23 protein-coding genes and 3 pseudogenes are annotated in these 24,510 nt (G+C 38.1%); 15 read left to right on the forward strand and 11 right to left on the reverse strand.

Annotated elements, in window-relative coordinates:
- The 4 genes and pseudogenes from I6L24_RS15420 to I6L24_RS15435 form a co-directional block, all read left to right on the forward strand.
- Entirely contained in the window at positions 1-741 is a 741-nt protein-coding gene (locus tag I6L24_RS15420) for an SDR family oxidoreductase (RefSeq protein WP_001059480.1), read from the forward strand.
- A 73-nt stretch (positions 742-814) separates the two neighbouring features.
- Entirely contained in the window at positions 815-1,813 is a 999-nt protein-coding gene (locus I6L24_RS15425; RefSeq protein ID WP_004281847.1) for a zinc-binding alcohol dehydrogenase family protein, read from the forward strand.
- Between the two features lie 20 nt (positions 1,814-1,833).
- On the forward strand, positions 1,834-2,118 hold the full coding sequence (locus tag I6L24_RS15430) for a putative quinol monooxygenase (RefSeq protein ID WP_004281848.1): 285 nt from the start codon (positions 1,834-1,836) through the stop codon (positions 2,116-2,118).
- A 174-nt stretch (positions 2,119-2,292) separates the two neighbouring features.
- Positions 2,293-2,421, forward strand: a pseudogene (locus tag I6L24_RS15435) (IS3 family transposase); the annotation flags it as partial.
- A gap of 117 nt (positions 2,422-2,538) precedes the next feature.
- On the opposite strand, the gene I6L24_RS15440 reads toward I6L24_RS15435, so the two are convergent.
- A complete protein-coding gene (locus I6L24_RS15440; RefSeq protein WP_004281849.1) occupies positions 2,539-2,958 on the reverse strand; it encodes a hypothetical protein in 420 nt (139 codons plus the stop codon).
- A 259-nt stretch (positions 2,959-3,217) separates the two neighbouring features.
- Between I6L24_RS15440 and I6L24_RS15445 the strand changes: the two genes are divergently transcribed.
- Positions 3,218-3,427, forward strand: coding sequence for a hypothetical protein (locus I6L24_RS15445; protein ID WP_228127370.1), 210 nt, complete (start codon positions 3,218-3,220; stop codon positions 3,425-3,427).
- A 225-nt stretch (positions 3,428-3,652) separates the two neighbouring features.
- On the opposite strand, the gene I6L24_RS15450 is transcribed toward I6L24_RS15445, so the two are convergent.
- The 7 genes from I6L24_RS15450 to cadR all read right to left on the reverse strand — a co-directional run bounded on the left by I6L24_RS15450 (position 3,653) and on the right by cadR (position 11,797).
- Positions 3,653-3,862 carry a hypothetical protein gene (locus tag I6L24_RS15450; RefSeq protein ID WP_106439075.1) on the reverse strand — a complete coding sequence of 70 codons (210 nt, stop codon included), beginning with the start codon at positions 3,860-3,862 and terminating at the stop codon, positions 3,653-3,655.
- Between the two features lie 203 nt (positions 3,863-4,065).
- A complete protein-coding gene (locus I6L24_RS15455; RefSeq protein ID WP_004665978.1) occupies positions 4,066-4,965 on the reverse strand; it encodes a cation diffusion facilitator family transporter in 900 nt (299 codons plus the stop codon).
- Between the two features lie 85 nt (positions 4,966-5,050).
- The gene (locus I6L24_RS15460) at positions 5,051-8,209 is read right to left on the reverse strand and encodes an efflux RND transporter permease subunit (protein ID WP_004281852.1); all 3,159 of its coding nucleotides are present in this window, start codon (positions 8,207-8,209) and stop codon (positions 5,051-5,053) included.
- Complete coding sequence (locus tag I6L24_RS15465) at positions 8,199-9,434, reverse strand: efflux RND transporter periplasmic adaptor subunit (RefSeq protein WP_004281853.1); 1,236 nt, start codon at positions 9,432-9,434, stop codon at positions 8,199-8,201. Before I6L24_RS15465 ends, I6L24_RS15460 begins: the two co-directional genes overlap by 11 nt.
- Before the next feature lies 1 nt (position 9,435).
- On the reverse strand, positions 9,436-10,803 hold the full coding sequence (locus I6L24_RS15470) for a TolC family protein (protein WP_004281854.1): 1,368 nt from the start codon (positions 10,801-10,803) through the stop codon (positions 9,436-9,438).
- A gap of 49 nt (positions 10,804-10,852) precedes the next feature.
- The gene (locus I6L24_RS15475; protein ID WP_004733191.1) at positions 10,853-11,263 is read right to left on the reverse strand and encodes a hypothetical protein; all 411 of its coding nucleotides are present in this window, start codon (positions 11,261-11,263) and stop codon (positions 10,853-10,855) included.
- Positions 11,264-11,404: 141 nt separating this feature from the next.
- Entirely contained in the window at positions 11,405-11,797 is a 393-nt protein-coding gene (cadR, locus tag I6L24_RS15480) for a Cd(II)/Pb(II)-responsive transcriptional regulator (RefSeq protein ID WP_004281856.1), read from the reverse strand.
- 89 nt (positions 11,798-11,886) lie between these two features.
- Here cadR and I6L24_RS15485 point away from each other — a divergent pair, with 89 nt between their 5' ends.
- On the forward strand, positions 11,887-13,167 hold the full coding sequence (locus I6L24_RS15485; RefSeq protein ID WP_184413650.1) for a cation transporter: 1,281 nt from the start codon (positions 11,887-11,889) through the stop codon (positions 13,165-13,167).
- A gap of 63 nt (positions 13,168-13,230) precedes the next feature.
- Positions 13,231-13,392: pseudogene (locus tag I6L24_RS15490) on the forward strand (IS6 family transposase); the annotation flags it as partial.
- Between the two features lie 41 nt (positions 13,393-13,433).
- On the opposite strand, the gene I6L24_RS15495 reads toward I6L24_RS15490, so the two are convergent.
- Both I6L24_RS15495 and I6L24_RS15500 read right to left on the reverse strand, forming a co-directional pair.
- Entirely contained in the window at positions 13,434-13,736 is a 303-nt protein-coding gene (locus I6L24_RS15495; protein WP_096902776.1) for a helix-turn-helix domain-containing protein, read from the reverse strand.
- Entirely contained in the window at positions 13,729-14,085 is a 357-nt protein-coding gene (locus I6L24_RS15500) for a type II toxin-antitoxin system RelE/ParE family toxin (protein ID WP_216986649.1), read from the reverse strand. The genes I6L24_RS15495 and I6L24_RS15500 overlap by 8 nt, the downstream gene beginning before the upstream one ends.
- Before the next feature lie 635 nt (positions 14,086-14,720).
- Between I6L24_RS15500 and I6L24_RS15505 the strand changes: the two genes are divergently transcribed.
- From I6L24_RS15505 to I6L24_RS15535, 7 genes and pseudogenes are all read left to right on the forward strand, one after another.
- Positions 14,721-15,698 carry a TerC family protein gene (locus tag I6L24_RS15505; protein WP_004761028.1) on the forward strand — a complete coding sequence of 326 codons (978 nt, stop codon included), beginning with the start codon at positions 14,721-14,723 and terminating at the stop codon, positions 15,696-15,698.
- Positions 15,699-16,095: 397 nt separating this feature from the next.
- A pseudogene (locus I6L24_RS15510) lies at positions 16,096-16,799 on the forward strand (IS6-like element IS1008 family transposase).
- A 128-nt stretch (positions 16,800-16,927) separates the two neighbouring features.
- Positions 16,928-17,215, forward strand: coding sequence for a BrnT family toxin (locus I6L24_RS15515; RefSeq protein WP_216986650.1), 288 nt, complete (start codon positions 16,928-16,930; stop codon positions 17,213-17,215).
- On the forward strand, positions 17,202-17,516 hold the full coding sequence (locus I6L24_RS15520; RefSeq protein WP_216986651.1) for a BrnA antitoxin family protein: 315 nt from the start codon (positions 17,202-17,204) through the stop codon (positions 17,514-17,516). Before I6L24_RS15515 ends, I6L24_RS15520 begins: the two co-directional genes overlap by 14 nt.
- Positions 17,517-18,124: 608 nt before the next feature.
- The gene (locus I6L24_RS15525; protein ID WP_216986652.1) at positions 18,125-19,966 is read left to right on the forward strand and encodes a copper resistance system multicopper oxidase; all 1,842 of its coding nucleotides are present in this window, start codon (positions 18,125-18,127) and stop codon (positions 19,964-19,966) included.
- A complete protein-coding gene (locus tag I6L24_RS15530; RefSeq protein ID WP_216986653.1) occupies positions 19,953-20,942 on the forward strand; it encodes a copper resistance protein B in 990 nt (329 codons plus the stop codon). Before I6L24_RS15525 ends, I6L24_RS15530 begins: the two co-directional genes overlap by 14 nt.
- 282 nt (positions 20,943-21,224) lie before the next feature.
- Positions 21,225-21,878, forward strand: a complete 654-nt coding sequence (locus tag I6L24_RS15535) for a hypothetical protein (RefSeq protein WP_005086345.1) — start codon at positions 21,225-21,227, stop codon at positions 21,876-21,878.
- Positions 21,879-21,902: 24 nt separating this feature from the next.
- Here the strand turns inward: I6L24_RS15535 and I6L24_RS15540 are convergent, their stop codons facing one another.
- A complete protein-coding gene (locus I6L24_RS15540) occupies positions 21,903-22,277 on the reverse strand; it encodes a hypothetical protein (protein ID WP_086322809.1) in 375 nt (124 codons plus the stop codon).
- A gap of 258 nt (positions 22,278-22,535) precedes the next feature.
- Between I6L24_RS15540 and mobQ the strand changes: the two genes are divergently transcribed.
- Positions 22,536-24,287 (forward strand): MobQ family relaxase, encoded by a 1,752-nt coding sequence (gene mobQ / locus I6L24_RS15545; RefSeq protein WP_228200239.1) that lies wholly within the window; start codon positions 22,536-22,538, stop codon positions 24,285-24,287.
- The last annotated feature ends 223 nt before the right edge of the window (positions 24,288-24,510 follow it).

The raw sequence follows: 24,510 nt of genomic DNA on the forward strand, positions 1-24,510 counted from the left end.
ATGAATAATATAGAAAATAAAGTTATTGTTATCACAGGTGCAAGTAGTGGTTTAGGTGAAGCTACTGCTCGCTTACTTGCTAAAAAAGGTGCAAAGGTTGTACTTGGTGCTAGACGTACTGAAAAATTACAGGCTATTGTTCACGACATTCGTGCTGAAGGTGGTCAAGCTGAATTTATTGGTATGGATATAACCAAACCACATGAAGTACAAGCACTTATTGAAAAGGCATTAAGCGCATTTGGTCAAATCGATGTATTGGTAAACAATGCTGGATTAATGTCTATTGCACCATTAAGTGAGCTAAAAGTTGATGAATGGGATCGTATGATCGACATTAATATTAAAGGTGTTCTTTATGGTATAGCAGCTACACTGCCTGTTTTCCAAAAACAAAACTTTGGACACTTTATTAATCTCGCATCTGTTGCAGGGTTAAAAGTATTTAGTCCAGGAGGTACTGTTTATAGCGGTACTAAGTTTGCTGTAAGAGCCATCTCTGAAGGCCTTCGTCATGAAGTTGGGGGAACAATTAGAACGACGACTATTGAGCCTGGTGCAATTGAGTCAGAACTAAAATTCGGTTCTTCTCATAAAGAAAGTTCAGAGTTTGTTACTGATTTCTACAAACAAGCCATACCAGCTGACTCAGTCGCTCGAGCAATTGCTTATGCAATTGAACAGCCTGCGGATGTAGATATTAATGAAATTGTTTTGCGCCCAACGAGCCAAGAGTTTTAATGATTGAATAACATAAAATGGGAGCACTTCGCTCCTATTTTTACTATATTTTTTTAAAGTTAAGGACAAATCTATGAAAGCCGTATCGTATGTTATCAATAACCATGATGATTTTAAAAATTCATTGGTAGATATTGAAAAAGCGAAGCCTACGCTTAAGGAGCGTGATGTACTGGTAAAAGTTCAGGCAATCTCTGTGAATCCAGTTGATACCAAAGTGAGAAAAAATTCGTCTGAAGCAAATAATCGTATTTTAGGTTGGGATGCCGTTGGGGAAATTATTGAAGTTGGCTCAAAAGTTACCGCGTTTAAAGTAGGAGATTCTGTTTGGTATGCTGGCGATTTAACCCGAGATGGTAGTAATGCTGAGTTTCAAGCAGTCGATGAACGAATTATCAGTCTTAAACCAATTACAGTATCTAATGCAGAAGCAGCAGCATTGCCATTAACTGCAATAACGGCATGGGAAATGCTGTTTGATCGATTTCAAATTTCAGAAACAGAAGTTGGCAGTATTTTAATTATTGGTGGTGCAGGCGGTGTAGGATCAATTGCTATCCAACTCCTAAAAGCAAAAACAAATCTGACCGTTATAGCAACAGCTTCACGGGAAGAAACGAAATCTTGGGTGGAATCACTTGGTGCCGACCATGTCATTGATCATAGCAAAGATTTAAATGCACAAATCGAGACACTAGGCATTGAAAAACCAAAATATGTATTCTCTACAAATCATACAGAAACGTATATCAAGCAAATAGTTTCTCTGATTGCACCACAAGCCAAGCTTGGATTGATCGATGATCCACAAACATTTGATATTATGCCATTTAAGACTAAATCTATTTCTATCCATTGGGAGTTGATGTTCACCCGTTCAATGTATGAAACCGATGATATTGAAAAGCAAGGTGATCTATTGCAACAGGTTGCTCAATTAGTTGACCAGCAAAAAATTAGAAGTACCCTCAACCAAAATCTAGGCAAAATTAACGCTGCAAACTTGGAGAAGGCGCATAAGTTACTTGAATCAGGTAAGTCAAAAGGCAAAATTGTACTAGAAAACTTCTAAAACAAATTAAAGGTGAAATAATGACTATTTCAGTAATTGCGAACTTTAAGGCAAAGTCAGATCAAAAAGAGACGTTAGAAGCGCTTTTAAAAAGTGTAATAGAGCCTACGCTTCACGAAGAAGGATGCTTGAAATATGAGCTTTATATTAGCGAAAATGACTCGAGTAGATATTTCTTCTTAGAAGAATGGCGTAGCAGGGAGGATTTAGATATCCATATAGCGTCTGATTATATTCAAAGTTTATTTGGTAATATCCAATCGCTCATTGAATCCAGTGATATTGTAGAAATCAAAAAAATATAGCTGTATTCGGACATTATGATGAAGTATTCTTCAAAGTAACATAGGGACTTAGAAAGTTAATATAAAAATGGGAGCTCTAAGCTCCTATTTTTTAATTTTTTAGTAGTAACCTAGGCTTCAACAAATTATGCCCCTAAGGGGAGCCACCAATACCCTGCATTTTGACAACAATGTCATCGTTTAGAGGCAGCAAATTTACGAGCATCAGTCGGTACAACTGGTGATTCATATGATATTGCTTTGGCTGAAACGGTGAATGGCTTATACAAAACAGAGGTTATTGAATATTTAAAAGCAGATTGGCTTACTCTCAAGCCTTTGATTTTATGTGAAAGCATATAAACTGAAAAAACAATAAATGTTCATACTGGAACTTTAGATATGAATCCATGAAACATTTATGAGTAATAAAGTTTCATACTAGCTTATGACCCTTACACGTTTGCCATAGGTACGCCTACCTGTACCAGAACAAACTGGACACCATGAGTTATTGTGAAATAAGTTTTGAAAAGTAGGATTCCATTTATGCTTCTTTTCACATTGCACATCAAGCTTCTGACGTACATTGATGTATTCTGTAGAAAATAAAACACCGCCTTTACTTTCTATAAATTCCTTAACAAATTCATAGGTATGCGCAACATCTCTATTGCTACATTCATTACACCAAGATTTTTTATGTATATGAACGGCAGGAGTGGCATAAAATTCATGGCCTTTTTCACATCTATATAGGAGTTTAACAGTCCTACCTAGATATTCTTTTGAAAGACATTCTCCTTTATGCTGTTTCGCATAGTTTTGACACCATTCAAGATTGTATTTAGGTAAGGCCATAGATAAATCCTTTGAGCAATCTAGTATGAGAATTTATTGCTCAGTATGATACTTTAATACTTAGTATGAAACTTTTTTACTGCCCCACATAGGCTTTTTGATGTGGAAAGGTGCAGGCACAACTGGCTTAGACTTTGCAAACTTTACTAAATCCTTTTTAGGCATTATTGGTGTAGGTGCGGCTTTATAATTCGCAATAAAATTTAGTCTGCCTAAAGCATTTGTGTTTCCCGCAATCGCTATTTTATTGGTTGCTTGCTTGTTCCCCGCATTAAATTATTATGCTCTTGAAGCATCTGAAAAGTCATTTAACCAAACAACCAATTTTTTAAGTCAGCCAGTACATAAGTTTTCAGCAAATAAAATAACTGTACTTTGGGGCATGTGGTACATGAAAGCCCTATATTTAGCCATAGCAGGTTTAATTGGCTTTGGCATAGCTAAAGCTTTATATCCTGAAGTGATTTAAAAAAATTGGATATTTTTATTTAGAAATTACATTGTATGTTTACAACATAAATTGAGATATATAAAGATGACCCATTGAAATGGGATTAAAAAAAATACTTTATTTTTAATATTATAATTATATGTAGTTCAACTAATGGTGTGATAGGTTTTAGTTATAAACTTATTCATTCAGGAATTATATTGCTGAATGAATAAGTCTAATTGATTTATTTATGCAACCCAACTATTCATTTGATTCATTTGATTCATTTGATTCATTTGATTCATTTGATTCATTATTTTTAACTTGTTTTTGTTTAGAATTTTCAACTTTAGAAGCTTTTAAATTCTTTTCAAGAAATAACAAGCCGCCATCTGCATAACTAAAACTTGCGATACTAAAGAATGCACTAATTAACAGTAATTTAGTACAAAATTTATTTTTGAATAGCATGTTTATTTACTCTCATTTAATACTTGTTAGATATTCTAACTTTAAAGAATTAACACCCAGAGGACTCATAAATTACATTCTTGTAATTTTAAAATGTCTCAGGATGGTGTTTAAAGTGCGTGTGATAAATAGAAGTGTAATACAGGAAAATGGTAAGGTTTATCAGCCTAGTCATCTGTCCATTATGTAGAAAGAGCAGCACTTTAATGTTTATGCTGTTCCAATGTATTACATTCCTTACTTTCTATTTGTAACGTAATTTCAGTAATACTATGATTATGTTTTAGAACGTCTAAGGCCTTTTGATAGAGCTGATCTGGATCGCTATTAGGAGCAACCAAATGAGCAGTTAAATGAATGTTTTTTGAAGATATAGCCCAGACTTTCAACTGATGAATCCCTTCAACACCCTCTAGCATCAATAAATCATTTCTTAACGACTCAATATCAATCTCATCAGGAACCCCTTCAAGCAAAATATGGATACTTTGTTTTAATAAAACCCAAGTTCGAGGTAAAACCCAGAAGCCAATTAACACAGCGATTACGGTATCTACCCACATCCACTGGGTAAAATAAATGACCACTCCTCCGATAATCACGCCTATCGATCCCAGTGCATCACTAAGGACTTCTAAATATGCGCCTTTCACATTTAGACTTTCTTGAGCACTCGCAGAAAGGATTTTCATTGAAATCAAATTTATGACCAAACCAATGACTGCGACAATCATCATTCCAACACTTTGAATTTCAGCAGGATGCGTAAAGCGTTGGTAAGCTTCATAGACAATATATATCGCCACCACAAAAAGCATCACTGCATTAAACAGAGCCGCTAAAATTTCGAATCGCTGATAGCCAAAAGTTCTTTTATCATCTGCGGCTTTTTTACCAATTTTGATAGCAGCAAGAGCAATAGCTAATGCGGCTACATCAGTAAACATGTGAGCGGCATCAGACAGTAATGCTAAACTTTGGGTAATAAAAGCAGCGACAACTTCTACTATTAAAAAAGTAGTCGTTAAACCCAAAGCAAACATTAATTTCTTACTATTTCCTTCAGTAACAACCGCATGGCTATGATCATGATGTTCTGACATAAAATTTTCCTTATTCAATCCATGATTAGCAGAGATACTTGAGACAGGCTCAATATCTCTGCTAAAAATTGCTTAATCTAATGGATTAAGAAGCTTTCTTTTCATTCATCCAGCGGTACAGTACGGGCAATAAAACCAATGTAAGCAGGGTAGAGGAGATAATTCCTCCAATAACCACTGTTGCTAAAGGTCTCTGTACTTCTGCCCCAGTTCCGGTTGCCAAAGCCATCGGGACAAACCCAAGGGACGCCACACAAGCTGTCATCAGCACAGGTCTAAGACGCAAAATTGCACCCTGCCACGTTGCATAATAAAGGTCATATTGTTGTCGCAACTCTTTGATAAAGGTAAGCATGACTAAGCCATTCAGTACAGCCACCCCCGATAGTGCAATGAAGCCAACCCCTGCTGACATGGATAATGGAATGTCACGCAACCACAACGCGATTAAGCCTCCACATAAGGCAAACGGTACACCACTAAAGACCAGTAAGCTTTCTTTGATATTATGGAATACAGCCATCAATAAAATAAAGATCGTCAACAATGCGAGCGGAACCACCAATTGCATACGCGCTTTTGCAGACATCAGATTTTGAAATTGACCGCCATAATCTATCCAATAACCGCTTGGTAATTCCTGTTTGGATAACGTGCTCTGAAGCTCTGTTACGAATGAGCCTAAATCACGTCCTTCTACATTTGCAGTAATAACCACTCGACGTTTACCATTTTCACGGCTGACCTGATTAATACCCAGGATATTTTCAACGCGTGCCACATCTTGCAGTTGGACTAAACCACCATTCGGCAATTGAATAGGAAGTACCGCTAACTGTTCAGGACTACGCTGGGATTCATCTAGACGGATGACAAAATCAAAACGCTTGTCTCCCTGTAAAATTGTTCCAACATTCTGGCCACCGACACTTGTAGCTACCAGATCCTGAATTGCTCTTACCGACAAGCCATATTGTGCAGCTCTGGACTTATCCACCTCTACATTCAACAAGGGTAAGCCACTGGTCTGTTCTACATTAACGGCTGTCGCGCCTGAAATTGAGTTAATTTTTTGAGAAATTTTATTCGCTTCGCGATTTAGAATCTCCATGTCATCACCAAATAATTTGACACCCACATCACTTCGCACCCCTGAAATTAACTCGTTAAAGCGCAGTTCAATGGGTTGCGAGAACTCACTGTTATTTCCCGGCAATGTCGCTAAGAAAGTAATCATTCTTTGGCGAAGCTCATCAATCGTTTGTTTTGGATCAGGCCATTCATCATGAGGTTTTAACAGTACCACGCCATCTGAAATGTTGGGTGGCATAACATCTGTGGCCACTTCTGCTGTACCGGTACGAGCAAAGATCGCTTTAATTTCAGGAAATTCTTTCAACAGTAACTTTTCAGTATTTTCCTGCATTCTCAGTGACTGTTCTAACCCTGTACTTGGGGAACGCATTTGCTGAACAGCAAAATCACCTTCACCCAGTTGAGGTGCAAACTCGCTACCTGTTTGAGTGGCTAGCACGCCCGTAAGCACTAAAATACAGGCAGCCACAATAGTCACAAATAAACGAAGCTCATAGGCTTTATCTAAAAGCAGTTCATATTTGGTTTTAAGCCAATGCATCCAGCGACTTTCGGTTTCCTTGACTTCTCCAGTGACAAATAGGGCAACTGCGGCTGGCACAAAAGTGACAGATAAAATCATGGCCCCAATTAAAGCCAGTACAACAGTCATTGCCATAGGATGGAAAAGTTTGGCTTCTACACCCGTCAGGGTAAAGATAGGTAGATAAACCACCAAAATAATTAACTGTCCAAAAATCAGAGGACGACGCGCCTGTTTTGCAGCCAAGAAGACTTCTTTAAATCTTTCAGAACGGCTAAGTAAACCACCTTTCAGCTTCTGAGCTTCTGCTAGCCGACGGATACAGTTTTCTACAATAACCACTGCACCATCAATAATAATACCGAAGTCCAGTGCCCCTAAACTCATCAGATTTGCACTAATCTTCTGCTCTGCCATTCCCGTCAAGGTAAACAGCATTGACAGTGGAATAACGCAAGCCGTGATCAGCGCAGCACGGAAATTACCTAGAAAGAGAAATAAAATAACAATGACGAGGATTGCACCCTCAATCAAATTTTTCTGAACGGTTTTGATCGCCCGATCAACCAAATGCGTACGGTCATACACAGTCTCAATCACCACACCTTTAGGTAGCGATTGCTGGATCGATTGCACCTTTTCATCAATGGCTTGAGCAACGGTACGGCTATTTTCTCCCATCATCATCATGGCAATACCCAATACAGTTTCTTCACCATTATAGGTTGCAGCCCCTGTTCTCAAGTCATGACCAATTGAGACATTGGCGACATCTGCCACCCGAATCGGATAGCCGTTTTTATTGGCAATACTGATGTTCTGGATATCTTCAATCGTGTTTAAAGTGCCGGGAACACGAACCGTTAGCTGTTGTCCATTTTTCTCAATATAGCCAGCACCACGGTTTTCATTATTCTCTGTTAAGGCAGTTTGTAAATCAGACAAAGGAATTTGCAATTGTTGCAATCGGTTCAGATCCGGGGCAACCACATAGGTTTTATTAAAGCCACCAATGCTGTTGATCTCCGCAACGCCTTTTACGCGCTGTAATTGTGGCCTTACAATCCAATCCTGAATTTCACGTAAATCCATAGCCGAATAAGCGGTCCCATCCGGTTTTTTAGCATTTGGTTCGGCTTTAATCACCCATTGATAGATTTCACCTAAACCTGTCGAAATAGGTGACATGTTAGGTTGCACATCTTCAGGCATTTCTCCCATTGCTTCTTGCAAGCGCTGGTTGATAAGCTGTCTGGCCCAGTAAATATCCGTGCCATCTTCAAAAATGATGGTCACTTGCGATAAGCCGTAGCGTGAAATAGAACGGGTTTGTTCCATTTTCGGCATGCCTGACATGGCATTCTCGATTGGATATGTAATCCGCTGTTCCATTTCTAAAGCCGTAAAACCATTGGCTGAAGTGTTAATCTGCACCTGAGTATTGGTAATATCTGGTACAGCATCAATCGGTAACTTTTGATAACTATAAATACCAATAGCAATCCAAGCCGCAATAAACAGCATGACCCAGATTGCGTTATGGATAGAAAACTGGATCAGTCGATCAAACAGTCCTTCAGGTTTTACCGATTCGTGGTCTGGAATTTGAGGAGTTTCAGTGCTCATGTGAAGCCTCTCCTTTTTCCAGCTCGGATTTCAGTAAAAAACTGCCTTGAGCGGCATATTTTTGTCCCTGACTAAGCCCACTCACCACTTCAATCCATTGGCTCTCCCCAGATGATTGCCCTAATTTCACAGGTTGCGGACTGAATTCAACTTTTTGTCCATGCTGAGTGGCGACAAAAACCACATCTTTTCCATCGACATTCTGAACTGCGGACTTAAGTACCCGTAATGCGGTACTTTCACTCCGTTGTTGCAACTGTACGTTCACCATCAAGTTTGGACGTAATTCGGTTGCATTCGATTCAACTTTTGCTCGCACCTGAAGACGACCTGTTTGAATATCCGCTTCAGTATTTAAAGTCTGAATAACAGCTTGATAAACCTTTTCTGTTTGCAAGGATTTAAATTCGATCTTTTGATTCGGGGCTAAGCCCATAATTTCAGAATTTGGAACAATAAACTCAAGCCAGAGTTGATCTAACCGGTCTATCGTAAAGAGTTGATCGGCTAACTGAACATTTTCCCCGAGAACCAAATCCTTTTTACTGATCACGCCAGAAATAGGAGCTTTCAAAATATAGCGTCCGTTACTGGCATTCACTGCACCAAATGCACTTAAACGTGATTGGGCCGCTTGAACCTGAATTTGTGCCCGTTTATAGCTGTTATAAGCACGTTGATAGTCCTGTTTTGCTGAAATGCCCTGTGACCAAAGCTGACGCTCACGATCATAGTCTTGTTTCGCCAGTTCAAGGTTGGTTTGTTCAATTTTAAGATTGGCCTGCTGATCAACTAGATCAGGAACAAGCAACGCAGCCAAAGGCTGTCCTTTCTGAACTTTTTGACCGAGTTCTACATAGACATTTTCTACATGACCACTAAAACTCGGTGAGACGTGCGCTTGCTGGTCAGTATTCACATTCAGTTTGGCAGGATAAGAACTTAATTTAACCACCGGGCCTTGATCGACCGCTGATAATTGTATGCCCTGTTCCACCAGTTGCTTGGCAGTCAGGCTCACACCTTCTGCATGCTCTTCGGTTTCACCGCCATGTTCTTCTCCGCTTTCTTCCTCTGCATGTTCATCTGATGTTTCCGATTTATTCTTACCAGTTAAGATCAAAAAAATACTGAGGAGTACGGTAGCGCCGATAACCAAACTAATCAGTAGAGGTTGAGAGATTTTTCCGCTCTGTTTTTTTAAGCTGTTTTTAAGATCGAACATGTTAATTTCCCCCACCAATGACAGGCATGGCCTGTATGTCTTGCCATAAGTTTTGATTGATTTGTGCAATAGCATCTTTCGACATGACTTCACTTGGGCTAATGCCTAAGCTCAAACTTTCTGCTTCAATGGCCTTTTGCCAGCCATCCCGTAACAACTGGACTTTACGCAGACGGATGTCTTGTAATTGAAGCGTGGCTTGCTGAACATCGGTTAAAGCAAACTTGCCTGCCAAGAAACCTTGTAGCGTCTTACTTTGAACTTGAGTCGCCAAAGGAATTTGAGTCTCGTCAACGACTTTGAATTGCAGCTCTAAACCCTGCAACTCGGTTAAAATTGTGCCTATTTGCAGCGCATTTTGCTTCAGATAAAACTCTTTCTGACGCTCTAATAAGTTCATTTTTTCTTGCGCGATTTTTATGCCATTTTGCTGACGATCGAAAATATTAAGCGGTACACTGACTCCGACTACTAATTGATTTTGTGTGGAGTTTTCCAAGGATTGGGTGCGGTTGACACCTAGGTTTAAAGTGGGGTTAGGACGTGCCTTTGCCCTTAGTTGATCAACCGTTGCTTGAGACTCTAATACCAGTAAAGCTCGATATTTCTCAACGTAGTTTTCCGCTAAATATTCTTGAACCTGTTCATGAGTCGATTTTGGCCAGAGCTTTTGTGAAGAGAGGTTTACCTGCAATGACTTATCAGACGTACCCCATAAATTTGATAATTGTTGGGTGGCCACTTGTACCTGTAAGTCTGCCTGTCTAAAAAGACGGATATTTTCAGCATGGCTTAAACGTGCGCGATTTACATCTACTTGGGCAATACTGCCTGCATTAAAGCGCTTTTCGATTGCTTGAAGGTTTTCTTGGCTCACCCGAAGTTGTTCATTGACAATGTTTTTTTCAAGTTCAGCAATGGCCAGTTGTGACCATACATATTTCACTGCAAGCTCAATTTGTGCTTGATAAATCTTCTGTTTCAGCGCTGTTTTATCTGTAGAGAGACTGGCTAATTTTTGGTTTGCTCTTCGCTCACCAAAAATATCCAAGGGTTGTGATATGCCAATGGTAAGCTCTTTTTCATTATTTGAACCAAATCCCGTTTGTTCAACTGACAGTTCAGGATTTTTAAACAGCTTACTTTGCTGAAGATTCGTGGCATTAATGCTGTTTTGCGTTTCCCAGAAATTTTGGGACGCTTGATATTGGTTAACCTGCTCAATAGCTTGCTGCAGCGTTAAATCTTGAGTACTGGCGACTACGGAAGTACTGAAGCTGATCATTGCAGATAGCAAGATACCGCTACCTAAGGCTGACCAGGATAAATTCAGGATGGAGGTATCCTGATGTAATTTGTTTTTTGACATGAAAATGCCCCACGCATAATGAAATTAGGAGTGGTGGGCTTTTATAAGACTACCCCACCAATAGTAGGGGCAAATCGGGAGGCGGGGTTAATTGATCCAGATAAGGGGGTTTATAAAAAGTTATTCCCAAATAAGTTGGGGTAATGCCGGTCTCAAAATTAGCTTTAAGCTTCAGATCATCGGGTGGGTCAATCTGAATCACGATTGTATTTGAGAAATGACTGCACTTTTCGTTAAAACAAACCTTCTGACAATAGTCATAGATTTCTTTATAGTTTTCTAGGGAATAAAGTGCTTGACGAGGACTATCACTCTTTTCGTCTAAATCGATTGGATTAGAGAGTATTGAATTGGGTATGTTTGGCATTTCATGCAGACAAGCAGCCTCTGCCACACTCCAAATATTCTGGAATGTGAATAAGAGTACCAATATCTGGATTAGAAATGTTTTTCTCTTCATACACAAATCTGTATTTAAAACACCAATCGGAAGCTAACCAAAGCTATCTAAGATCTGATCACAAAATTTAAGTCACCTTAATCTTTTTGCAGCCTTAAGTAAAGATATACAGAGTTTTTGAAAAAGCATAGGTCTAGATAATCAAGCTAGATTTTTTAGAACTCCACATTGGTCAATTGTACATAAACCATCACAAGTACCTCTTAAATCAGATAATTGTTCAATAAGCTTTTGTTGCTTGATTATATTTTCTCTGATAGCACTGACATGTAAGTCAATTAATTCATTCACATCTGAACAATTTTTCTTGGGATTATCTTTATAGGTGAGTAATTGACGAATTTCATTCAAACTCATATTTAAAGTTCGGCAATTCAAAATAAACTTAATTCGCTCAACATAGCCTATATCGTAAAGGCGGTAATTTCCTTCCGTTCTTTCGGGTTCCGGAATTAAACCTTCCTTTTCATAAAACCTAATTGTTAATACTGAACATGAGGTTTTTTTAGAGAGTTCACCAATTTTTAAATGCATTGAGTTAGTATTTCCAAAGATTCTTGACTCTATAGTAACTATAGGGATTCTAATATTCAAAGTTTATAATTTTTTTAATGGGTATAATTATGAGTGGTTGTGGATGTAGTAAAGAAACACCATGCAAAGATAAGAAATCTCAACAAGAAAATCATCCATCAATTGCAGAAGCAAACAATTCAAAGAATTGTAATAATACGCTTAGCTGTTGTGGTGAAGAGGAAGAAGAAAAATCTTCATCTCCTTGCTGTAACACTTCAAACAGTTGTGAAGATACCGCTCAATCCTGTTGTGGTTCTGATCCCAAAGAAAATTTAAGCACTGAAGACGTTTTAAAAAATTCGCACTACATGAGTGAATACTTAGTTCCCAAAATGGATTGTTCTGCGGAAGAACAGATGGTTCGTATGGCGCTATCTTCAATTGATGGTGTTCAAAAACTCATCTTTGATTTACCTAACCGGTCTTTAAAGGTTCTACATAATCAAAAAGATGAAAATATAACTACCAAACTTGAAGCTTTGGGTTTTGGTGCAAAGCTTGTGAAGACTGAAACTTATATAAGCAATCAACAGGCTAAGCAAACAAGTACCTATACCATTCCTAAAATGGATTGCTCTGCTGAAGAGCAAATGGTCCGTATGGCTCTTGCAGATATTGAAGCAGTTAAAGGTCTTACTTTTGATCTTCCCAATCGAAAACTGAAAGTCTTCCATAATGAAGGGATTCAGCAAATTACGGCCAAACTTGAAGGACTGGGTTTTGGGGCGAAACTTGATGAAACACAGCTTTCTTCAGGCGATATACCTAATGAACCTGATCCTGTGAGACAAGCTAAAGTACTTAAACTGTTATTAGGCATTAATGCTCTACTTTTCTTTATAGAATTCATCAGCGGAATTATTGCTGCGTCTACAGGATTGATTGCTGATTCTCTAGATATGTTTGCCGATGCAGCCGTTTATGGTATTGCGCTATATGCCGTCGGAAAAGCTGCGAAATATCAAATAAAAGCAGCCCATTTCGCAGGTTGGATTCAGTTATTACTTGCTGTTATCGTGATTGTTGATGTCATTAGACGATTCATGTTTGGAAGCGAGCCAGAATCAACGCTCATGATTGTTATTGGCCTGCTCGCACTTATAGCTAACGTGACATGCTTATATCTTATTTCTGGTCATCGAGAAGATGGCGCACATATGAAAGCCAGTTGGATTTTCTCGGCGAATGACGTTGTCGTAAATATGGGCGTTATATTTGCCGGTGTACTCGTGGCGTGGACGGGATCAGCTTATCCAGACTTAATCATTGGCATACTGGTTTCTTTATTCGTACTTAATGGTGCCCGAAAAATTTTGGCTTTGAAGTAAGGGCACTGTTGCAAATAACCACGAATGGTAAGCTGAAGACTGTTTTAGCTAAAGGTGCAGCATATGAATCCTTTCCATGGTCGGCATTTTCAGGGCGAAATCATTCTTTGGGCTGTGCGCTGGTATTGTAAATATGGCATTAGCTATCGTGAACTGCAGGAAATGCTGGCCGAACGGGGTGTGAATGTTGATCACACGACTATTTACCGTTGGGTTCAACGTTATACGAATCTAAAAATGGGAGCCTATAGCTCCCATTTTTATTGTTAAACTTTGAATCCTATATGTTTTCCTGTTGGAAGCTCTACATCAATACGGAGCTTCCCACCCATTGCCTCAACATACTTTTTCATGGTTGAAATCTTAAGATCATTGCCACGATTTTCTATTGCTGAAAGCGATGGCTGTTTTATTCCCAAAGTTTCAGCAAGCTCTTTTTGAGAAATTTCGAGTTCTTCACGAATAAGATGAAGCTGATTTTCTAGCAGTAATTCATCAGCCATTTTTTGAATACGGGCTTGGCTCTCTGGAGAGCGGCTAGCTAACAATTCTTGCAGAGTCTTAGCCATTAGATTTATCTCCTAGGGTAGTGAGATGAAGTTGGTATTGTTCATCTGCAATATCCAGCATGTCTTTATAAAAACGCTTTTTACCGCCCTTATCAGCAATACATAGAACAATAGCCTGTCGTAAGGGATCAAATGCGAAGAAAGCTCTTAAGGGTCTACCGCGATGTTGAACACGCAGTTCTTTCATATTGGTAAATTTAGACTCATACACAGTATCTACTAAAGGACGGCCTAAACTCGGTCCCTGCTGCTGTAGAACAACCAGGGCAGTTAGGACCTTCTCTTGTGTAGGTTCATCTTGCTGTTCAAGCCACTGATTAAATAGATCTGTCGTAATGACTGTCCACATACCACAATATAGATTATAGTCTATATTTTAGGGGCATTATGTTTGTTTTGCAAATGAGAAAGGATAGGCAATAAAAAAGCCCGACATTCTGTCGGGCTTTTTCATATTGGGTGTTTAGGTATAACTCCTGTCGTACCTCACGTCCTGGTGTTGCACTTATCATTATTGTTTTATGTGTTGGAACATCCTGTTCTCTATGTACCCATCATAAGAAAATTCCAGTATGCCGGATAGCCGCAAAGGGCCGAGATTGATGTGAGCTAAAGCGTACAAAATAGCCTAAATTTTATCCACAAAAAATGTGGATAATTTTGGACATTGAGGCATTGATAAAATTTGAAAAACCTCAAAATTGATTACTTTTAAACAAATTTATTGGCAAGAACTATCAAAACCGCTCATAAAAAAGCCGACTTGTTTCAAAATCGGCTTTTTGCGGTTTTTAAGATCAGGATGAATTTTTAAGTTATTGATATTTATATTAATATACAAGTGTATTGCGTATAAGCGCCATTATGTTAAATGGGGGGATTTATGAATTCTGAATATATCTTTATATGTAATAAATATTGACAAGTATTATTGATAATGAGTATATCTTCTCATATAAGCACAAGTATAAGCAGAGGAAAACTATGGACGTTCTATTTTCCAATTTTTTAGATAAACCTGTTTGGATGTGGATTTTCTTTATCCTTATTGTACTTGTCCTGCTTATTCTAGATCTTGGAGTATTTCATCGTAAGGTAAGAGAGATTGGTGTTAAAGAAAGCTTAGCACTATCAGCATTTTATATTACATTAGGTTTACTTTTCGGCGCATGGGTGTGGTGGTATCTCGGACCCACGGCAGGGATTAACTATGTAACCGGTTTTGTAATTGAAAAATCATTAGCGATGGATAATATCTTTGTCATTGCAATGATTTTTTCATATTTCTCGATACCAAGAATTTATCAGCATAGAGTCTTATTTTGGGGAATTATAGGTGTAATTTTTCTAAGAGCTATCATGATTGGCGTGGGCGCAACACTGGTCAGCCAATTTTCATGGGTTCTTTATATATTTGCAGCCTTTCTTATTTTTACAGGGATAAAAATGTGGCTAAGTGTTGATAAAGAATATGAAGTCGGAAATTCTCCTATTTTGAACTTTATTAAAAAAAGATTTCGTGTCACTGAGCAGCTTCATGCAGAGAAGTTCTGGGTGAAAAAGATTGATCCAAAAACTAACCAATTAACCTGGTTTATGACACCACTTTTTCTAGCCTTGATCATGATTGAATTTGTAGATCTGATCTTTGCAATAGATAGTGTTCCTGCGATTTTTGCGATTACGACAGATCCATTTATTGTTTATACTTCAAATATTTTCGCAATTTTGGGATTACGTGCTTTATATTTTGCCCTATCAGCAATGGTCGACCGCTTCCATTATTTGAAGTACGCATTAGCAGTATTGTTAGTCTTTATTGGATCAAAAATTTTTATAGCTGATGGATTAGGTATAGCAAAAATTCCACCGCCAGTCTCCCTTTCGATCACGTTCATCATCTTGTTTACAGGAATTCTATACTCTCTTTGGAAAACAAAAGATCAAAGTACTCATAGGTAAAAATTACAATCCTTTAAATAATTAATAGCTACCAATAAAACAGTGGCTGTTAATTATTCTGATTATAAGTTTTCCTAAAATTAACATAATACACCTTATACGAAAGGTGTTCTAATTTTCCTTAGAAATCAATGCTGTAGTTTCTAGTTTATAGCCCAATCACACCCGATTGGGCTTTTTTTATGATTTTTCATGTTTCACGATCAAAAAACAATCAATGTTCCACGGTTTTATTTAGCTTTGGCGAATAATCAATGGATGCCATTGAAGCCTTTTAGGTCTTCCGTTTTCTCAAAAATGAAGTCTCTACGATCCAGGATTAGGCAGTTTTTATGGCACTGTTGCAAATAGGCTGACATGATAAGCTAAATATCTTATTTATTTCGAGATACAGCAGATGAATCCCTTCCATGGTCGGCACTTTCAAGGTGAAATCATTCTTTGGGCTGTTCGTTGGTATTGTAAATATGGCATCAGCTATCGTGAACTTCAAGAAATGCTCGCTGAACGAGGTGTGAATGTTGACCACACCACAATTTATCGTTGGGTTCAGCGTTATGCTCCAAAAATGGAAAAACGCTTACGCTGGTATTGGCGTAATCCTACAGATTTACATTCATGGCATATGGATGAGACTTATATCAAAGTGAAGGGGCGATGGACTTACCTGTATCGTGCAGTTGATCAACATGGTCATACGATTGACTTTTACCTTTCCGCTAGACGGAACAGAAAACAGCCTATTGTTTTTTAGGAAAGATCTTCAATACGGTGAAAAAATGGCAAATTCCACGGGTCATCAATACAGATAAAGCAGCGACCTATGGCCATGCTTTATCACGGTTAAAGCGAGAAGGAAAATGTCCAGTAGATATTGAGCACAGGCAGATTAAGTATAAAAATAATGTCATTGAATGTGATCATGGTAAGTTAAAGCGGATCATCAGGGCCACATTAGGATTCAAATCTATGAAGACGGCTTATGCCACAATTAAAGGTATTGAAGTCATGCGTGCACTACGTAAAGGACAAGCATCGTCATTTTATTATGGTCAGCCTCAGGGTGAAGTGTGTCTAATCAACAGGGTTTTCGGTCTCTAAGTACTTTTTAAAGGGAACATCATCGACTCAAATCTCTATTTGCAACAGTGCCCTAAAAATTACGCTTCTCAACTTGAGTGATACAATTTTGTGATACATTATTGTATATACAAATTTGAATGTTTTTTATGGAACAGTATTTCGAATGGGATGAGGCAAAGAATCGAAAGAATCAGAAAAAACACGATGTCTCTTTCGAAACGGCAAGCCTTTTTTTTGAAGATCCACTGAGGATCTCAATCCAAGACAGACATACCGATGGTGAAGAACGTTGGCAAACCATTGGAAAAGTAAAAGGCGTACTAATGCTGTTAGTAGCTCACACCATCTTTGATGAAGATGACTGTGAAATCATACGAATCATTAGTGCAAGACAGGTAACTAAAGCGGAGCGAGATAAATATGAGCATGGTTAGATACTCACGCAAAGAACTGAATGAAAAATTCAGCGACAAGCAAGATGCTGAAATTGAACGCTTGCTTGCTAAGGGAACGGTTCCTGACGATCAGCTAGATCTCTCAGATATTCCTGAAGTTGCCGACTGGAGTAATGGTGTACGCCAAAATCAATTCTATCGTCCAGTGAAGCAACAGACTTCCATCCGTTTAGATGCTGATGTACTTGCATGGTTTAAAGCTCAAGGCAAAGGCTATCAAACACGAATGAATGAAATTTTACGGGATGCCATGCTAAAAGAATTAAAAAATCATCAATAAAAATGGGAGCTTAGGCTCCCATTTTTGACTGCGTATAAGGTGTATTATGTTAATTTTAGAGAAACTACTAAATTATATTGAGTTGTAAATAGTTGAAATTCCGTTAAGATATATTGGATTAAATTCTATTCCTAGATAGCATTCGTGTTGACTCATCTCTCCAAAAAACTTTGGTTTTGTTTTCTTATGGTTTTTGCCATAGGATGGAGTAGTGTGTCTGTTGCATCAGTAAAGATAATGCATATCAATATGCAAACTGAAATGAGCCAAGATCATTGGTTAGATCAAGCACAGCAAGTCACTCAACATGGTATTAATCACGAAGTACAGACGAATACCGATTGCCATAATCATTTAGCTATTAATCAGAATATAGATCACAAAAAGTGTCAGGAATGTTCTAGCTTATCCTGCCAGACACAGATCTCATGTCTTCATTCTTTGCAAAGCTCGCTAGATCCCCTAGATACCTTCTATTCTATAGATCAGCCTAATTTTTATTACCTCAACCAATATCTAAATGGGTATTGGCAAGAAATTTCACGTCCTCCTAAAACTTAACCAATTTTTTTAAAATTTATTTATTTTTCAAAAATTAAGGTTAAGTTATGTCTCATAAAATTAGTTCGTACCTATTAGCAGGTATTTGTTTTGCATCGTCGCCTTTGGTTTTTGCCGAAGTGCGTGAATATCAGCTTGTTATTGATGAAGCAGTGGTCAGCCCAACTGGAAAGCCTGTAAAGCGCATTACCGTAAATGGTCAATTTCCTGCGCCTTTGCTTGAGTTTGAAGAGGGTGATGAAGCCATCATTCGCGTGAAAAATAATTTAAAAAACCAAGATTCTTCTATTCATTGGCACGGACTGTTGTTGCCGGGCATTATGGATGGTGTACCAGGATTTAATGGTTTTAACGGTATTAAGCCTCAAAGCGAGTATGTTTATAAATTCAAGATTCGCCAAAGCGGGACTTATTGGTATCATGCTCATTCTAAAGGACAGGAACAAGACGGCTTATATGGTTCTTTTGTGATTTATCCAAAAGGTAAAACACCATTGGCAGCACATGAAAAAGCTGAACGTGACTATGTGGTGATGTTGTCAGATTTTCATGAAAAAACCAGTGATCAAATTCAGAAAGATCTTAAAATTTCAGCTGAATATTATCAAGATCAGCGTGAAACCTTGGGTGATGTTTGGAAGCAGGTTAAACGTGATGGCATAAAAGCGACATGGTCTGACCGCAAAATGTGGAATCAGATGCGTATGCTAAAAACCGACATGTCGGATGTTACAGGTTATACCTTCCTCATTAATGGCAAAACACCTGAACAAAATTGGACAGGAATGTTTAAACCGAATGAAAAAATTCGCCTACGTTTTGTGAATGCATCTGCGATGTCTTTCTACGATGTCCGTATTCCTAACTTGAAAATGACTGTGGTTAGTGCTGATGGTCAGCCTGTGAAACCCATTTCTGTAGATGAATTCCGTATTGGTACGGCTGAAACTTATGATGTGATTGTGGAGCCAAAAGGTGGACATTATCAAATTGAAGCTGAGTCAATTGACCGTTCAGGTTATGCGATTGGTACGCTACACAATGAACTAAATCCTGTGACACACGGCATTCATATGCCTCAGCCACGTCCACGCTCGCTTTTGACTATGGAAGATATGGGACATGGTGGTGGTGATCATTCAGGAATGGATCATTCGAAAATGAACCATGGCGATATGAAAGGCACGGATCATTCACAGCATAGCGCAGTAAAACCGACTATGGAAGATATGGGACATGGTGGTGGTGATCATTCGAAAATGAACCATGGCGATATGAAAGGCACGGATCATTCACAGCATAGCGCAGTAAAACCGCAAAAAAATGATCAAGTGGTTTATGGTTGGGCAAATGCCTCTACACCTGCAGGTAATAAAGCCTTGCAATATAGCGATTTAAAATCATTAGAGCCGCAAAAAGATACTCGTGAAGCCAGCAGTGAATTGGTCGTGCGTTTGGGCGGTACTATGGAACGTTATATTTGGACCATTAACGGTAAAAAATTTAGTGATGCTGAGCCGTTAAAAGTGAAATATGGCGAGCGTATCCGTATCAAATTTATTAATGACAGTATGATGGCGCACCCGATGCATTTACATGGCATGTTTATGCAGTTGGAGAATGGTCAAGAGTCGGTAGATATGCCGAATAAACACACATTGATTGTACCACCGGGTAAAACAGTGACTGCTTTATTAACTGCGGATGAGTTGGGCGAATGGGCAATCCATTGTCATTTGTTGTATCACATGAGTGCGGGGATGATGAACAAGTTAATCGTGGCGAATGTTAGCGATGAACAAGTATCTACAATGCCAATTCAAGGTACAAATTCGACTCAAACTCAACAAGTAACTGAGCAAAAAGGAGCTGAACATGCACATCACTAATTTTGTATTGAAAGCGATTTTTTCTGTTGCGGTATTGAGTTTAACGACCTTAAGTGTGGCGCACGAAGGGCATCATTCAACTACTCAGAATAATGGGAAAAATATGCCATCAATGAATCATCAAGCCATGTCTGAGATGAATCATTCACAACATTCTGCACAAGAGCATGCACAACACATGCAGATGATGGGGAAAATGAACCATGGTCAGATGAATCATGCACAACATCAGGCAACATCTACGGTTAATCATTTACATCATGTACCAGATGCGAATACTCAGCAGAGTTCGCATTATGATCATCGCTCAGAACACGGTGCGCAAATTTATGCGATTACGACGGTGGATAATAAGTGGTTTGTCAATGAAGATGGCACAGGCGGTTTAAAGTCAGAGTTTGAAACCCGTATTGGCACAGATGAAAATAAGGTTTTTATTAAAGTTCATGCCGATAAAGAAGAATCGCATGATGCACATTATGATGCCAAACTTTTATATAGCCGTATGATTTCAGACTTTTGGGATGCACAGATTGGTGCACGTTATCGCAGTGAAAAAGTTGAACTCGATGATCATCGCAAAGACACCGAAGAAAATGTTGATGCAGTGATTGGCTTACATGGTATGGCACCATATTTCTTTGAAACTGATGCTTATCTCTATGCAGGAGAAGACAGTTATGCGGGCTTTAGCCTAGAAACGGAACGTGATTTTCTGATTACGCAAAAGTTGATTATTCAAACTTATTTAGAGTTGGATGCGATCTTTAGTGATGACTCTAAATATGCGAAAAAAACTGGTTTAAGCAGAGCAACCGCAGGGCTTGAAACTCGCTATGAAATCAGTAAAAAGATCATGCCGTATATCGACATTGCCTATGAGTATTCAAAAGGTAATGATGAAACGTCGTGGCAAATAGAATCAAACTCTGAGAAAGGTTGGTTATATGGAGCTGGTGTTAGATTTAGATTTTAATTAATTTAATGATTACTAAATAGCTTTATTTAAATAAAACTCTAGCTTAATGTGACCGGAAGCAAAATGTTAACTTATTTTGCTCCCTCCCTCCCATTTAACATAATAGAGCTTATACGAAATGCTTTTGTTAGAACCCATTCAAAATGTCTATATTCTCACCAATAAAAATGTCCACTTTTAGAATATGCGCTTTTGCGATTTTCTTATCGGACGGTTTAATATGTTGGTGTCTATATCGGATAAACTAATATTCTTTGCATTACGTCTACTGATAAAAATATGTATAACGTTCATCCAAGTGAAAAACTAATTCACGCTTTCCGCCAAAAACCTTATCAGGGATGTTGTCCTACTCAAGCAGAGTTTTTATTTATTGGCTTAGATGCCAATTACGCTCCCAATATTGAAGAACAAAAAATATTTTCTAAAATCATTGAATATCATGAGGATGCTATTTCATTTTGGCAGAAATACAATGTACATCATCCTTTTTTATTAGATGGATATAAAGGAGATGGGCGAAAATATCATAAAGAATTTTCAAAAATTAGACTTTCTTGCAAAGATGCTTCTCGTATTTCATTTATCGAGCTTCTTCATCTTCCCACAACTGGTAGAAATGATTTGAAAAGCTCTGATCTTGATAAAAATCATCTACAATACATTCATAAAGCCATTTTTTCAGAACACACTAAAGCTGTATTTATCTCTGATGCTGTTTTTAAATTAATGAAAAAAACATCTATATTTTCATGGATGAATGATGCTAAACAAATAGAAGGACATACTCTTAAAGTTTTTCATGAAAAAAAACCTTTAATCTATAAGCATTTACATTTTTCAACTTATGGAAAGTTTCAAGCTCAAAAAGAGGAAGAGATAAAAGCAATTCATAATATTATTCTAAAATCAAACATCAGTGATTTAACATAAAATCTCTTATATGAAATTTAGAACTTATCCCTTAAAAAGATCATTAAAAAGCTCTTTATCTTTCTGTCTATTTTCTTCTGTCTTACTTTCCGCACTTAAAAACTGCTCAAAATCAGCCCATTGATGTTTAAAAGATTCATCATTTTTAAATTTATTCAAAACCCAAGCGCCAAGCAAAATTTTCCGTCTAGTTTCATTTTTCCGTTCTTGAGCTTTGGCTTCACTTAAAAGTTTTTGCTGCTTAAGTTTAAGCTCATTCTGTTTCTGTTTTGCCTGTTCTAAGATCTGCTCTTGTTCTTTTTTCAAATACTCAATTTGCTCTTGTAGAGATAACTTCTTCTGCTGTGCTTTAGTGAGCTTCTTTAAAACTGCATCTTTCTTTTCTTGAATATCTGACATAGTATTAAACCGTGATGATCAATAATCAAACATCATCATAGAGTCAAAAAACAAAGCGAGCAATATCAAACGTAGCGAAGCGGAGTTTTCCCGGAATGAAATGAAGGGCGCACTTACCCACTTTTCATCTTCGATAGAAAAGTGGACGTTGCGACAGGGGAAACCCCTGTACCCCATGACCTCGCTTTAGCATGGTCAGCAACTTTTTCAAAGTTGCAAAAATCAAAACCACGGTATGCAGAAATTTAGGTTTTTAAAGTGGCAATTTTTCATTTGAATGAAAGCAACATCTCACGAAGTGACGGACGTTCAGCCGTTGCTTGTGCTGCTTATCGTGCCTGTGAAAAACTAGAGGATCTGACTTTTGGAAAGACTCAGGACTACACTAAAAAAAAGGGACTTGAATACAAAAATATTTATGCACCAGAACATACCAATACAAAACTTTTAGACCGTCAAACACTTTGGAATACAGTAGAAAAAAAAGAATTCAATGCCAATGGCTCAATGAAAGCCAATGCACGACTCGCCAAAGAATATATCTGTGCTTTACCACATGAATTAACAGATGCAGAACGCATAAAAATCGTTGATGACTTTTGCCGAGACTTTGTGAACAAGCACAATGTTATTGTCGATGCCTGCATCCATGCACCACATGAACATAACGATGAAACCAATAATAAAAACTATCACGTACACATGATGTTCACTACCAGACTCATCAATGAAAAAGGCGAATTAGGAAAGAAACAAAGAATCTTCAACGACCATGGTCCCGAGATCCTGAAGGACAGCCGAGCAACTTTTGCCAATGTTGTAAATACAGTATTGGAAAATGCCGGGCTAGACGAACGCATCGACCACCGGAGTTACAAGGATCAGGGCTTAGACTTTCTTGAACCCACTCATCATGAAGGGCATGAAGCTACAGCACTTCGCAGACAATATGACGAGGAACAAAAAAGACCGCTTGAAGAACGTAACACTGAAATTGTGCTACCAAGAATTGCACTTGAAAATGATGCAATCAAAGCCAAAAATTTAGATGCTGCACGAGAATACCAACAGATCATCAAGGGCCTTGATCAAGAAATTATTGTTCCAAGTCGATTAGAAGATCAGATTACCCAGCTGGAAAACGAACTTCAGTTAACCGAAGCAGAAGAAAAAGAGCTTTTAGCAGAATTAGTAAATCTCAACCTAGAAGAAGAACGCCTGCAAGAACAACAGGTTCAACAGATCGACAACGCATATGATGACTTCATTCGGTGCCAGGATATTTATGCAGAATTTGCCAATCAGTTTTACACCATTCAAAGCAATGCTGCTGATAATCAAAAGCAGATTGAATCAAATCTCACCAAGACAAAACGATGGTTAGCAGAAAACAAAAGCGATTTTTACCTACATACCAATAATTTGTTTTATGACTCTTATCATCATACTTACAGAGATATAAAAAAACCTGATTTTTATGCGACTGAAAAATCAGTAGAACAGGCAAAAAATGAGAACTGGAGAGAATACGCAACCGAGGTCGAACAACTTGCTAAAGAATACGATATTGAGAATGTTGTCCAGCGCTTAGGCCAATGCTCAGAGATACTGGAAAATAATGGGATTGAACGACCAACGATAAAACCCTCGTTTTGGCAGAAGCTAAAACGAGAGTACGTTCATTCATTCGATACCCTACATGATTTTAATGATGATATGAGTCCCCTCCTTAAAGCAAAACGGGCAGATGATCTCAAAATTGAACAAGAAAGAATGCAGCAAGTACGCCAAGCGGAAGTAGATCGCCAACGAAGAATTGAAAATGATCGCAGAGAAAGTGAATTTAGAGAGCAATTACGTAAAGAACGAGAGCAAAAAGAACAACGCTATGAACAAGAAAGACACGAACGAGAACATTTGGCATTTTTAAAACGCCAAGAATTGGAAAAACAGCAGAAAAATGAGCCTAAAAAACCAGAAAATGAAAATAACAACGATTACCGACCTTGATGAATGCTGTTTAAACGCAAAAAAATAGGGTTTTTAGCGATGTTTTGCTAAACCACAGTAGATTTTATAGTTGAGTTAAGAAAAAACTCTTAAATCGCAAATGAGAGCATTTAGCGAGTGTCTACGAGCGAACTACAGGGATCTAAATTTTCTCACCTTTTTTTCCCTGATTACAGGCTCCCCTGTGTATCAAGAACTCAGAATCAGAGCATCCCGAATGGGT

The organism is Acinetobacter lwoffii, assembly GCF_019048525.1.
Taxonomy (GTDB): domain Bacteria; phylum Pseudomonadota; class Gammaproteobacteria; order Pseudomonadales; family Moraxellaceae; genus Acinetobacter; species Acinetobacter lwoffii_K.

Bases quoted from the DNA above. Each gene is read 5' to 3' on its own strand.
- I6L24_RS15420 (WP_001059480.1), top strand. From the start codon at position 1: ATGAATAATATAGAAAATAAAGTTATTGTTATCACAGGTGCAAGTAGT.
- I6L24_RS15425 (WP_004281847.1), top strand. From the start codon at position 815: ATGAAAGCCGTATCGTATGTTATCAATAACCATGATGATTTTAAAAAT.
- I6L24_RS15430 (WP_004281848.1), top strand. From the start codon at position 1,834: ATGACTATTTCAGTAATTGCGAACTTTAAGGCAAAGTCAGATCAAAAA.
- I6L24_RS15440 (WP_004281849.1), bottom strand. From the start codon at position 2,958: ATGGCCTTACCTAAATACAATCTTGAATGGTGTCAAAACTATGCGAAA.
- I6L24_RS15450 (WP_106439075.1), bottom strand. From the start codon at position 3,862: ATGCTATTCAAAAATAAATTTTGTACTAAATTACTGTTAATTAGTGCA.
- I6L24_RS15455 (WP_004665978.1), bottom strand. From the start codon at position 4,965: ATGTCAGAACATCATGATCATAGCCATGCGGTTGTTACTGAAGGAAAT.
- I6L24_RS15460 (WP_004281852.1), bottom strand. From the start codon at position 8,209: ATGAGCACTGAAACTCCTCAAATTCCAGACCACGAATCGGTAAAACCT.
- I6L24_RS15465 (WP_004281853.1), bottom strand. From the start codon at position 9,434: ATGTTCGATCTTAAAAACAGCTTAAAAAAACAGAGCGGAAAAATCTCT.
- I6L24_RS15470 (WP_004281854.1), bottom strand. From the start codon at position 10,803: ATGTCAAAAAACAAATTACATCAGGATACCTCCATCCTGAATTTATCC.
- I6L24_RS15475 (WP_004733191.1), bottom strand. From the start codon at position 11,263: ATGAAGAGAAAAACATTTCTAATCCAGATATTGGTACTCTTATTCACA.
- cadR (WP_004281856.1), bottom strand. From the start codon at position 11,797: ATGCATTTAAAAATTGGTGAACTCTCTAAAAAAACCTCATGTTCAGTA.
- I6L24_RS15485 (WP_184413650.1), top strand. From the start codon at position 11,887: ATGAGTGGTTGTGGATGTAGTAAAGAAACACCATGCAAAGATAAGAAA.
- I6L24_RS15495 (WP_096902776.1), bottom strand. From the start codon at position 13,736: ATGGCTAAGACTCTGCAAGAATTGTTAGCTAGCCGCTCTCCAGAGAGC.
- I6L24_RS15500 (WP_216986649.1), bottom strand. From the start codon at position 14,085: ATGTGGACAGTCATTACGACAGATCTATTTAATCAGTGGCTTGAACAG.
- I6L24_RS15505 (WP_004761028.1), top strand. From the start codon at position 14,721: ATGGACGTTCTATTTTCCAATTTTTTAGATAAACCTGTTTGGATGTGG.
- I6L24_RS15515 (WP_216986650.1), top strand. From the start codon at position 16,928: ATGGAACAGTATTTCGAATGGGATGAGGCAAAGAATCGAAAGAATCAG.
- I6L24_RS15520 (WP_216986651.1), top strand. From the start codon at position 17,202: ATGAGCATGGTTAGATACTCACGCAAAGAACTGAATGAAAAATTCAGC.
- I6L24_RS15525 (WP_216986652.1), top strand. From the start codon at position 18,125: ATGTCTCATAAAATTAGTTCGTACCTATTAGCAGGTATTTGTTTTGCA.
- I6L24_RS15530 (WP_216986653.1), top strand. From the start codon at position 19,953: ATGCACATCACTAATTTTGTATTGAAAGCGATTTTTTCTGTTGCGGTA.
- I6L24_RS15535 (WP_005086345.1), top strand. From the start codon at position 21,225: ATGTATAACGTTCATCCAAGTGAAAAACTAATTCACGCTTTCCGCCAA.
- I6L24_RS15540 (WP_086322809.1), bottom strand. From the start codon at position 22,277: ATGTCAGATATTCAAGAAAAGAAAGATGCAGTTTTAAAGAAGCTCACT.